This window comes from Dietzia timorensis, assembly GCF_020742175.1.
GTDB lineage: Bacteria > Actinomycetota > Actinomycetes > Mycobacteriales > Mycobacteriaceae > Dietzia > Dietzia timorensis_A.
Map to the genome: position 1 here is coordinate 16,530 of NZ_DYXM01000041.1, position 10,518 is coordinate 27,047.

The 10,518-nt window shown below is 67.5% G+C and carries 11 protein-coding genes; 5 read left to right on the forward strand and 6 right to left on the reverse strand.

Going from position 1 to position 10,518, the window contains the following annotated elements:
- Positions 1-74 precede the first annotated feature (74 nt).
- The gene (locus K8V11_RS02075; protein ID WP_303910554.1) at positions 75-1,430 is read left to right on the forward strand and encodes a M18 family aminopeptidase; all 1,356 of its coding nucleotides are present in this window, start codon (positions 75-77) and stop codon (positions 1,428-1,430) included.
- Between the two features lie 4 nt (positions 1,431-1,434).
- Here K8V11_RS02075 and K8V11_RS02080 read toward each other — a convergent pair whose 3' ends face one another.
- Positions 1,435-2,682: an MFS transporter gene (locus K8V11_RS02080; RefSeq protein ID WP_303910555.1), complete on the reverse strand. Its 1,248-nt coding sequence runs from the start codon at positions 2,680-2,682 to the stop codon at positions 1,435-1,437.
- A gap of 77 nt (positions 2,683-2,759) precedes the next feature.
- On the opposite strand from K8V11_RS02080, the gene K8V11_RS02085 reads away from it, so the two are divergent.
- Positions 2,760-3,182: a YccF domain-containing protein gene (locus K8V11_RS02085; protein ID WP_303910556.1), complete on the forward strand. Its 423-nt coding sequence runs from the start codon at positions 2,760-2,762 to the stop codon at positions 3,180-3,182.
- Between the two features lie 134 nt (positions 3,183-3,316).
- Here K8V11_RS02085 and K8V11_RS02090 read toward each other — a convergent pair whose 3' ends face one another.
- The 5 genes from K8V11_RS02090 to K8V11_RS02110 form a co-directional block, all read right to left on the reverse strand.
- Positions 3,317-4,579, reverse strand: coding sequence for a hypothetical protein (locus K8V11_RS02090; protein WP_303910557.1), 1,263 nt, complete (start codon positions 4,577-4,579; stop codon positions 3,317-3,319).
- A gap of 1 nt (position 4,580) precedes the next feature.
- Positions 4,581-5,150, reverse strand: a complete 570-nt coding sequence (locus K8V11_RS02095) for a nuclear transport factor 2 family protein (protein ID WP_303910558.1) — start codon at positions 5,148-5,150, stop codon at positions 4,581-4,583.
- Positions 5,151-5,223: 73 nt separating this feature from the next.
- On the reverse strand, positions 5,224-5,424 hold the full coding sequence (locus K8V11_RS02100; RefSeq protein ID WP_303910560.1) for a ferredoxin: 201 nt from the start codon (positions 5,422-5,424) through the stop codon (positions 5,224-5,226).
- Positions 5,421-6,719 carry a cytochrome P450 gene (locus tag K8V11_RS02105; protein ID WP_303910565.1) on the reverse strand — a complete coding sequence of 433 codons (1,299 nt, stop codon included), beginning with the start codon at positions 6,717-6,719 and terminating at the stop codon, positions 5,421-5,423. Before K8V11_RS02105 ends, K8V11_RS02100 begins: the two co-directional genes overlap by 4 nt.
- A gap of 101 nt (positions 6,720-6,820) precedes the next feature.
- Positions 6,821-7,396 (reverse strand): TetR/AcrR family transcriptional regulator, encoded by a 576-nt coding sequence (locus K8V11_RS02110; protein WP_303910561.1) that lies wholly within the window; start codon positions 7,394-7,396, stop codon positions 6,821-6,823.
- A 157-nt stretch (positions 7,397-7,553) separates the two neighbouring features.
- Here K8V11_RS02110 and K8V11_RS02115 point away from each other — a divergent pair, with 157 nt between their 5' ends.
- The 3 genes from K8V11_RS02115 to K8V11_RS02125 form a co-directional block, all read left to right on the forward strand.
- On the forward strand, positions 7,554-9,017 hold the full coding sequence (locus tag K8V11_RS02115) for an aldehyde dehydrogenase (protein ID WP_303910562.1): 1,464 nt from the start codon (positions 7,554-7,556) through the stop codon (positions 9,015-9,017).
- Between the two features lie 60 nt (positions 9,018-9,077).
- Positions 9,078-9,851, forward strand: coding sequence for an SDR family oxidoreductase (locus K8V11_RS02120; protein ID WP_303910563.1), 774 nt, complete (start codon positions 9,078-9,080; stop codon positions 9,849-9,851).
- Between the two features lie 20 nt (positions 9,852-9,871).
- Positions 9,872-10,518, forward strand: a 647-nt coding sequence (locus K8V11_RS02125) for an NAD(P)-dependent oxidoreductase (protein WP_303910564.1), incomplete at its 3' end; no start/stop codon positions are given.

Below are 10,518 nucleotides of genomic sequence, written 5' to 3' on the forward strand. Positions count from 1 at the left end.
TGTCCTACGTCCGTCCGGCGTCGCACGCCTCGCGTCCGGCCGGCATCCGTCGGCGCTACCGCTAGCCTAGAAGAATGAGCACTCCCGCGTCCGATAATTCCGTACACACCGCGTACCCGGAAGCCGACTTCGACTCCGAGGACTTCCTCGATTTCATCGCCGCGAGCCCGTCGGCCTACCACGCGGCCACCGAGGTTGGCCGGCGACTGCTCGCCGCCGGGTTCGAAGAGCAGGACGAGACCGCGGACTGGGACGCGAGCCCGGGCGGCCATTTCCTTATTCGCGGCGGCGCGATCGCGGCCTGGTGGGTGCCACAGGCAACGGCGCCGTCATCCAGCGGTTTCCGGATTATCGGCGCGCACACGGACTCTCCGGGGTTCAAGCTCAAACCGCGCGGGGAGCTCGCGTATGAGCGCTGGCAGCAGGCGCCGGTCGAGATCTACGGCGGGCCGCTGCTGCACACCTGGTTCGACCGCGAGCTGGAGATGGCGGGGCGCGTCGTGCTCGCCGACGGTTCGGCGCATCTCGTGCGCACCGGGCCGTGGCTGCGGCTGCCGAGCCTCGCGATCCATCTCAATCGCAACGCGAACGCCGAGCTCAAGCTCGATCCGGAGCGGCACGTGCAGCCGATCTTCGGCGCCTCTGTGCGCCCCGGCAGTTTCCTCACGCTGCTCACCGAAGAGCTCACGCGCGCGGGCAAGGCGCCTGCGCACACGCCGGTCATCTCCCACGACCTCATCACATGCGACACCCAGCGCGGCGCCGCGTTCGGCGCGGGCTCCGAATTCCTCGCCGCACCCCGGCTCGACAATCTCACCAGCGTCTACGCCGGACTCCAGGCCCTGCTCGCCCTCGCCGGCAGAAGCGAAAGTACCCCTTCCGATGACGGCGGAGGAAGCGATATCGCCGTGCTCGCGGCATTCGACCACGAGGAAGTCGGCTCGGGCACGACCTCAGGCGCATCCGGTCCCCTGCTCGCCGACGTGCTCTCGCGCACCGCGTGGGCGCTCGGGGCGGACAGCGAACGGGAGAAGCAGATGTACGCGCGCTCGAGCTGCGTGTCGGCGGACGCTGCGCACGCGGGCCACCCGAACTATCCGGAGGTGCACGATCGCTCCCACCACCCGCACGTCGGCGGCGGGCCGGTGATCAAGGTCAACGCCAAGGCGCGCTACGCCTCCGACGCGGCCACCATCGCCATGTTTATTGCCGCGTGTGGCGAGGCCGGAGTGCCGTACCAGCACTTCGTATCCAACAACCAGGTGCCGTGCGGGTCCACGATCGGCCCGCTCACCGCAACCCGTCTCGGCATCGACACCGTCGACGTCGGCGTGCCGCTGCTGTCGATGCACTCGGCGCGCGAGATGTGCGGCGCCTCCGATATGGACGCGCTCACCTCAGCGCTCGCGGCCTACCTCACGATGGACTAGGAGACTAGGACGCGGACCGAGTGCTGCGCGGCTCCACGACCCGTTCGGCGGCGCTTCCGCGCAGCGCCGGCGCGGCGGCGATCGCCGCGAGCACGGCGACCAACGGGATGACGAGCGCGTTGCGTAGGCCGAAGTCCTCGCCGACGAGTCCGAGCGTCGGAGGGCCGGCGAGGAACGCGAGGTAGCCAATGGTTGCGGAGAGCGATACGCGCGCGGCCGCGTCCGCCCCGCCGGGTTCGGTCGCCGACCCGCCCGCGGCCGACAGGGCGACCGGGAAGCCGAGGGAGGCGCCCAGACCCCACAGCACGACCGCGGCCATCGCTGCCCAAGGCACGTCGACGAACGCCACGACCGCGAGTCCGAGTGCGGCGCTCACCGCGCTCGCCGCGAGGATCGGCGCCCGCCCGAAGCGGTCGACGACGGCGCCGCCGCAGAACCGGCCGAGTGTCATCGCCGCGGCGAAGACGAGGTACACGGTCGAGCCCATCGCCGGTGCGAAACCGTGCCCGTCGACCATGAGCAGCGGCAGCCAATCGTTCGCGGTTCCCTCGGCCAGCGCCATCGCGAGCACGATATAACCGATGCACAGAAGTCGCCGGTCGCGCAGGAGCACAAGTGCCCCCGGCGCCCGCGCACCCTCGTCTCGCTCCGCGCCTCTACCCTGACGGCGTTCGGCCTTCCCCGTTCCCGCGGGCAACCGCCCGATGCTGACGGCGAACAGCGCGGCGGTCACGGCGCCGATGATCAGCATGTGCGTGACCACATCGAAGTCTGCGGCGGTCGCAGTGATTCCCGCCGCCGCGCCGATCACGGTACCCAGCGAGAAGAAGCCGTGGAGGAGCGGCAGGAAGGTCTTTTCGGCGGCCGCCTCGATCGCGGCACCCTCGACATTGAGGGCGACCTCGCCGCTGCCCATGCCCGCGCCGAACAAGAACAGGCCGAGCGCGACGAGGCCTGCGACGTCAGCAAGAGTGCCGATCCCGATGACGGGCATCGCAGCCACGATTGCGACGGTGCCCAGCGCGGCAATCGCGCGCGCACCGAAGCGGGCGACGAGCGCGCCCGAGGAGAGGATGCCGAGCATCGAGCCGATCGAAAGCCCGAAGAGGATGAGGCCCATTTGCGCGGTGCTCGCGCCGAGGTGATCGCGGATCGCCGGGGTGCGCGTCACCCACGAGGCCATGGAGATCCCGGGGACGAAGATCAACGCAAGCAGCGCCCACTGCCTGCTCCGGAGTGCCGAATTTCCCATCGCGAGCGACACTACCCACCCCCGGGCGACCGGTCTGCGGCGGCTGTGTGACGGGCTTCGAAACTACAATCGCGGGCATGCGTTCACTCATCGCCCTGATTCTCAACATCATCTGGTTCGTCACGGCCGGACTATGGCTGTGGCTCGGCTACATTCTCGCGGGGATCGTCGCGTGCATCTTCATCGTCACCATCCCGTTCGGCGTCGCGAGCTTCCGCATCGCCGGTTTCGTGCTGTGGCCGTTCGGCCGTGAGGTCGTCGACAAAGGCGCGCCGACGGGCGCGGGCACCATCGGCAACATCATCTGGTTCGTGGTCGCCGGGCTGTGGCTCGCGGTCGGTCACGTGGTCACGGCTGTCGCTCAGGGCGTGACGATCATCGGTCTTCCGCTGGCCTGGGCGAACCTCAAGCTCATCCCGGTCACGTGCTTCCCGTTCGGCAAGGAGGTCGTCGACTCCTCGGACCGCAACGCGGCGATGTTGCCGGTCGCACGGCGCTGACCGACGACAGACGCCATCCATGCCTCCCGGCCTCGACTTCCATCCCGACTATTCCGCTCGGGTCGTGTCATTCCGCGTCGAGGCATAGAGCCACGGCGCGCAGGACAGCGAGCGGCTAGATCCTGACTCCGGTCTCAGACCGGAAACAGCGGCAGCGGGGTGCGCACGGCACCGAACTCGAAGGCGGCCCCGGTGCTGATCCTCGTCACCGCGACCTCCTCGCCTTCGGCGATTTCCTCGGAACCGAGCGTAAGCCGGGCGATGACGGCGGAGCCCTCTCTCCCAAGGTCCACGCGGTAGCGCGGGTCGAGCCCCCTGGCGGCGGCCTCGATCGGCCCAGCCGCTCCTGTATCGAGCGCGGCCGACCAACACTCGTCCTGCCACCACGGTGCATCGGCCGCCCAGCGGATTTCCACTGCTCCGCCGTCATCGTCGAAGTCCACCGACGCGCCTGTGTAGTGCACCGGCGCGAGGAGGGGGTGCACGGCGAGGACGCGAGCGAGCCCGGCGAGTCCGTCCGCCGGAACGACGCCAAGCGCCGCGGCGATCCGTTCAGTGGCGACTCCGGCGATGCCGGTGCACTGGTAGGTGGCCAAACGAAGACTCGTCTCGGAATCAGAACGGCGGCGCACGGCCTGGGTGAAACCAATGGCCAGCAGGTGAATCTGTAGATACACCTCTCGCAGAATCCGCACGAGCGCGGTCCGCGTGAAGTCGGGGAAGTGCAGGTCCGACAGCAGCGGCCCGGAGTAATCTTCGAGCTCCCCGCCGGCGTCGTCGGGGCGCGCCGTCGGTGCCGGGAATTCGATCCCGTTCACCAGGCTGGATGCCGATTCGGCTGCGGGGAACGGCAGCTCCGCTGCCGGCGCGTCCTCGTCGATACTCACCGCCCAGTGACAGTGCGGGGTCCGCCCGGCCGGTGTGCGCGGCGGGCGATGAATGGCTTCGACCACCGCGTGGGGGTTCGTCGCGTACGCGGTCGCGGGGAAGGTCGGATCCTCGATGTCGTGACACATCACCTTGACGAGCTCCTCGCCCATCGGCTCGACATCCATGAGAGCCCCGCAGTGGTCGAGATAGAACTCGCCGTGGTCGTGGTCGTGCACGATATAGCGGAAGTCCATGAATTCCGGGGGTGCGCCGACGTCGAGCTGGAACCCCTTGAAGATTTCCGCGACCCCATCGCCGGAGATCCCCAGTGCCCTCTTCATCCGTAGAGCGTAGTGGGGGCTGGCGGCCTGCCATTCCTCGATCGCGACATCACGCATGCCGTCGAGCCCGAATTCGCCGAGCAGCGCCGGCATTCCGGCGCGATCAACGAGCTGCCCGATAAGCAGCAGCTCGCGCACGAGCGTCGCGAGTTCGCGGTGGGTGAGCTCGTCGATCCGGTCCCGCATGTCAGTCCCCGACGTCCACGGGCCAAATCGATTTGGGCGCCTCGTGGATGCGGTACCAGCCCGGGAGCTTCTCCCCTGCCGAAGCAAAGCGCTCGCGCATCCCGTCCGAGAGCGCATCCGCCTCGTACATGCGCATGAACAGGTCGACAACGTTGCCGAAGTCGAAGAAGTCGCGCTGCCACGCCCACTTCCGGTTCCCGGCATACCGGAACCACGATCCGCCGAGCCCGTACACCTCGTAGGGCCTGCCCGTTCGCGGGTCCTCCGTGCCCTCGGCGATCTGCCGCCACAGGCAGATGACGTCGCCGGTCCGGGTATCGATAACCCGGGCGACATACGGGTACTTCCACCCTTCGAGGCCCTTCATCTCCTGGCCGAGCGCGAGCTCGCGGATTTCTTCCTTACCCACGGCCATGAAATCGTCCTTGGTGCCGTAGTTCCACCCGTAGTGGGCGTCGTCCTCATAGAAGTCCGCGAGCGGTGTCCAGTCCTGGACCTTTTCGGCTGCGATATTGGCGTCGATCCAGGCGTCGATGAACGCGTCGATTTCGTCTCGGTCGAAGTCGGCCATTGTGTGTTGCGCTCCTAGGGTGTCCGGTGACGGTTGTCTGGTCTGTTCTGTTCGTGGCGTCGGCGGGAATCGGTTATTCGGCGAGGCGCAACGCGCGAGCCGGGCAGAACTTCACGGCGTTCTTCACGTCGTCGATGAGCTCATCGGGCACCTCTCCGCGGCGAGCTCGGACCTTCGCATCGGGCCCCTTGGGCACCGTGAACCAGTCGGGCGCTTCCATCTCGCATTCGGCGTGGCCTTGGCACAGGTCATAGTCGACCTCGACGTGGCTCATCGGTTCCGCCTCTTGTAGCGCACAGTGCAGGGCTGGGCGAGCTGCACCACCATCTTCGAATGGTCGTTGCGGTACGAATCAGGGTCTTGCGTCAGTTCGAATGTGTAGTTGCGGAGCAGGATCGAGAAGATCGCCTTGATCTGCATCTGGGCGAATGCCGCGCCGACGCAGCGGTGGCGGCCGGCACCGAACGGGATCCACGTCCACCTGTTCGCGAGGTCCTCCTCCCGGCCTTCGGCGTACCGATCCGGGTCATAGGACTCGGCATCGGGAAAGTCCTCGGGAAGCCTGTTCGACACCGCGGGTGAGGCGGCTACCGTCTGCCCCTTCTTCACCAGCGTGTCGCCGATCTGGACGTCCTCCTGCGCGACGCGCATGAGGACGATGAGCGGCGGGTGCAGGCGTAGCGATTCCTTCATCGCGTTTTCCAGCTTGGGAATCTGGCGCAGCGCGCGGAATGAATAATCTGCGCCGCCGGAGTAGATCTCGTCGAGTTCGTCGAGGACCTCCTGCATGTATTCGGGGTTGCGCAGCAGGTCGATCAGAACCCACGCGGAGGTGCCCGAGGTGGTGTGGTGGCCGGCGAACATCATCGAGATGAAGATGCCGGTGACCTCGTTCGCCGAGAAGCGGTGGACTCCGTCGTCATCCTTGATCGATACGAGTACGTCGAGCAGGTCGCGGTCGGCCTTGTCCTGCGGCGGGTTCGCGATGCGCTCGTCCATGATTTCCTGAACGAGCTCGACGAGACCCTCGCGGGCGGCATCGCGCTTGCGGAAGGACTCGATGTCGGCGTGCGGATCGATGTAGGCGTGGGGGTCGGTGCCGCGTTCGAGGTCGTGATACAGCTTGGCGAACCGACCGTCGAGCTGGTCGCGGAAGCGGCGTCCGATGAGGCACGCGGACGAGGTGTAGATGGTGAGCTCGGAGAAGAATTCGAGGAGATCGATCTCGCCTTCGTCGCCCCAATCGGCGATCATCCGCTCGACCTCGCGAGGGATGGTCTCGGCGTGGCTGCGCATGTGCTCCCCGCGCAGCGCCTGGTTGTGGAGCATCTCCGAACGGCGCTCGGGGCTGGCATCGAAGACGACGCCCTCTCCGAAGATCGGTGTCATAAACGGGTACGCGGCGGCCTGGTCGAGCGATTCCTCCGGCGCGCGGAAGAAGGCCTCGTTGTTTTCGGCGCCGGACACGAGCACGACATCGCGGTCCGCTATACGGAAGGCGCCGGCATCGCCGTGTTCGGCGCGCACGCGCCAGAACAGGTCAATGGGATCGGTGGAGATCTCGTCCATGTGGCCGAGCGGCCCCTCGCCACCGGATACGAATCCCGCGGTGCCGCTCGCGCCGGTGAAAGGGCAGGTTCCGGCGGTATGCTCGTCGCTTTTCTGCATGGTTACTCCAGAATCTTCCGGGCGGCGAATTCGATCGAGTCCGCCATTTCCTCGTAGGTTGAATAGCCCATCCCGGCCCGCAGAAGCGCGCCCGAATAGATCATCTCCAGGGTCTCGACGGTCCGCATGTCCTGCTCGGCGCCGTCAAGCGCACGTAAGAGGCGGCGACGGATCTCGACTCCGACCTGTGTGCGCAGGTGGTCGACCTCGGCGTCGGGCCCGAGGAGCGAGGCCGTGGTGGCCGAGGCCAGTTCCGGCTCGTCCGCGACGAGCAGTGCGACCTGCCGCAGCACGAGCACAGTCCGGTCCGCAGCCGACCCGCTCTCCTCCTCGGATTCCGGAAGCTCGCTGAGCCTGCGCCAGAACACCTCGACGACGAGGTGCTCTTTCGATGAGAAGTAGGTATAGGCGGTCGCCGGCGCCACGCGGGCAGTCTTGGCGACCTCCCGCACCGTGAGACCGGAATGCCCCTTGTCCCGCAGCACCTCGAGCGCGGCCGCAGTGAGCTTGGCGACGGTTTCGGCCTGCTGGTCGGACAGTCGCCGGCGGGGGGATTCGAACTTCGTACTGGTGGACATCTGTCTAGACAGTACTCCAGATTGGTGGCAACAACAATCAATTTTTGGAGTTTTATCGAATTACGAGGAATTATAGACAGCTGTCTAGACGACGGTCTAGGCTCGCATCACACCCAATTCAGACCACGCCGGACACTGTCGCGAAAGGCCTATGCACGTGAGTTTCTTCCCCGAGAACACTTCGAGACTGTTCATCGAAGGCGAGTTGCGCGACTCCTCCGGGGGCACCTATCCGGTCCTCGATCCCTCCACCGGCGAGGTGATCGGCCACGCCGCCGACGCCACGGAGGAGGAGACCTCTGCCGCCGTCGCCGCGGCCCGTCGCGCGTTCGACGACACGGAGTGGTCGCGCGATCACGCCCTCCGCGCCCGCTGCCTGCGTCAGCTGCGCGAGGCGATCGACGCCCGACTCGAAGAGATCCGCGAGTTCACCATCGCGGAGGTCGGCGCGGAGCATTTCCTCACCACCGGTCCGCAGCTCGAGGGGCCAGTGGCGGGGCTCGACTACTGGGCCGATCTGCTGGAGGGCTTCGAGTGGCGCACCGATCTCGGCACCGCCGACGTCATGGGCCTGCGCTCGCGAAGGGAGATGCGCAGGGAAGCCGCCGGCGTCGTCGCGGCGATCACTCCGTGGAACTTCCCGCACCAGATCAATTTCGCCAAGATCGGCCCCGCGTTGGCCGCCGGATGCACGGTCGTGCTCAAGCCGGCGCCTGACACCCCGTGGTGCGCCGCGATGCTCGGCGAGCTCGCGGGTGCCACGGACCTGCCGCCCGGGGTGCTCAACGTCGTCACCTCTTCGCGCAATGAGGTCGGCGCGCAGCTCACCCGCGAGCCGGGCGTAGACCTCGTGTCCTTCACCGGATCGACGGCAACGGGCAAGGCGATCATGCGCACGGCCGCGGATTCCCTCAAGCGGGTATTTCTCGAGCTCGGAGGCAAGTCCGCGTCGATTGTGCTCGACGATGCCGACCTCGGCAGTGCCTGCATGATGACGGCGGTCAACGCGTCGATGCACGCCGGCCAGGGATGCGCGCTCACCACACGCCTGCTGGTCCCGCGCGAGAGGCTCGACGAGGCCATCGAGCTAACGAAGTCCGCGCTCGCGGGTCTCGCTCCCGGCGATCCCCGCGACCCGGGAACGATGTGCGGGCCGATCATCTCCGCGCGCCAGCTCGACCGGATCGCTGGCTATATCGAGCTCGCCCGCGCCGAGGGCGGGACCATCGAATGTGGCGGCGCCGCGCCGGCCGACAAGACGGGTGGGTTCTGGTTCACCCCGACCCTCATCTCCGGGCTCGACCCGTCCTCTCGCGTCGCCCAGGAGGAGATCTTCGGCCCCGTCCTCGTCATCCTCGCGCACGACGGAGACCAGCACGCGATCGATATCGCCAACAACTCGCCCTACGGACTTTCCGGCGCGGTGTGGGGATCGGACCCGGCGCGCATCGAGCACGTCATCGACTCGGTGCGCACGGGAACACTCGGCGTCAACGGCGCCCAGTGGTACGGCGTCGACGTCCCCTTCGGCGGATTCAAACAGTCGGGAATCGGCCGCGAGATGGGCGTCGAGGGCTTTACCGAGTACCTCGAGACCAAGGCGGTCGGGACGCCCGGCTGATCGCCGCACCTCCGCCGTCATACCCGAAGACACCCAAGACAGAAGTAGAGGAACGCCAACGTGAGCACTCCACAGTCCAACGCGAAACGACTTTCCGGGAAGGTCGCGGTCGTCACCGGTGCGGCCGGGGACATCGGCGCGCGCTACAGTCACGCCGTCGCGGCCGAAGGCGCCTCCGTCGTCTGCGCCGACCTCGACATCGACGCGGCCTCGAGGGTCGCCGAGGAGATCAACGCCGCAGGCGGGTCCGCGGTCGCGCAGCAGGTCGACATCGCCGAGGTCGATTCGGGCGCGCAGTGCGCCCAGCGTGCAGTCGACGAGTTCGGCGGTCTGGATCTTCTCGTCAACAACGCGGCGATCTTCGGCGGGATGCGTCTCGACTTCCTCATCACCGTCGATTGGGACTACTACAAGAAGTTCATGTCCGTGAACCTCGACGGCCAGCTCAACATGGTGCGCGCGGCGTTGCCGCACATGCAGGCGCGCGGCGGCGGCTCGATCGTCAACCAGACCTCGACCGCCGCGTACATGTATTCGAACTTCTACGGCCTCGCGAAGGCCGGGGTGAACGCGCTGACCCAGCAGCTCGCCACCGAGCTCGGCGGCTCCGGGATCCGCATCAACGCGATAGCCCCCGGCCCGATCGACACCGCCGCCAATCGCAGCTCGACGCCGCAGTCGATCGTCAAGGACATGGTGTCCAAGCTGCCGCTTCCGCGCATCGGCACCCCGGAGGACCTCACCGGCGCGCTGCTGTTTCTCCTCTCGGACGACTCCGCGTGGGTCACCGGGCAGATCGTCAACGTCGACGGCGGCCAGGTCTTCCGGCCCTGATCCGAAAAGGAGCAAAGTACATGCCCCACACGAATGACGTCGGAAGTCCCACCAGGCAGGGCGCCGATCCCGTCGGCTATATCGGACTGGGAAACATGGGCGCGCCGATGGCCACGAGGCTGCTCGAATGGTCCGGCGGCCTAATCGTGTGCGACGTCCGCGACGACGCGGTTGCGCCGTTCCTCGACAAGGGCGCCCGCAGCGGCACACCCGCGGAACTCGCCGCAAGCTGCGGCCTCGTGTCTGTGACGGTTCTCGATGATGCGCAGGTACGCGACGTTGTCGCCGGCCCGGACGGCCTTCTCGCCCACGCGCGAGAGGGACTCGTCGTCGCGGTGCATTCGACAATCGCCGACTCGACGGCCGTGGAGCTCGCGGAGCTGTGCGCCAAGCGCGGAGTCGGCTTCGTCGACGCTCCGGTTTCCGGCGGCGCCGCCGGCGCGGCAGACGGTAACCTCGCGACGATGGTCGGCGCCTCTGAAGCCGACTTCGCGGTGGTCAAACCCGCGTTCGAGCTGTGGGCGGGGCTCGTCGTACACGCCGGCGACCCGGGCGCCGGCACCCGGATGAAGCTCGCCCGCAACCTGCTTCACTTCGTCTCGTTCACCGCCACCGCCGAGGCCGCGCGCCTCGCCGAGGCCGCCGGGCTCTCGGTCGCCGACCTCGG

Coding starts and splice junctions, on each gene's coding strand:
- K8V11_RS02075 (WP_303910554.1), top strand. CDS start 75: ATGAGCACTCCCGCGTCCGATAATTCCGTACACACCGCGTACCCGGAA.
- K8V11_RS02080 (WP_303910555.1), bottom strand. CDS start 2,682: ATGGGAAATTCGGCACTCCGGAGCAGGCAGTGGGCGCTGCTTGCGTTG.
- K8V11_RS02085 (WP_303910556.1), top strand. CDS start 2,760: ATGCGTTCACTCATCGCCCTGATTCTCAACATCATCTGGTTCGTCACG.
- K8V11_RS02090 (WP_303910557.1), bottom strand. CDS start 4,579: ATGCGGGACCGGATCGACGAGCTCACCCACCGCGAACTCGCGACGCTC.
- K8V11_RS02095 (WP_303910558.1), bottom strand. CDS start 5,150: ATGGCCGACTTCGACCGAGACGAAATCGACGCGTTCATCGACGCCTGG.
- K8V11_RS02100 (WP_303910560.1), bottom strand. CDS start 5,424: ATGAGCCACGTCGAGGTCGACTATGACCTGTGCCAAGGCCACGCCGAA.
- K8V11_RS02105 (WP_303910565.1), bottom strand. CDS start 6,719: ATGGACGAGATCTCCACCGATCCCATTGACCTGTTCTGGCGCGTGCGC.
- K8V11_RS02110 (WP_303910561.1), bottom strand. CDS start 7,396: ATGTCCACCAGTACGAAGTTCGAATCCCCCCGCCGGCGACTGTCCGAC.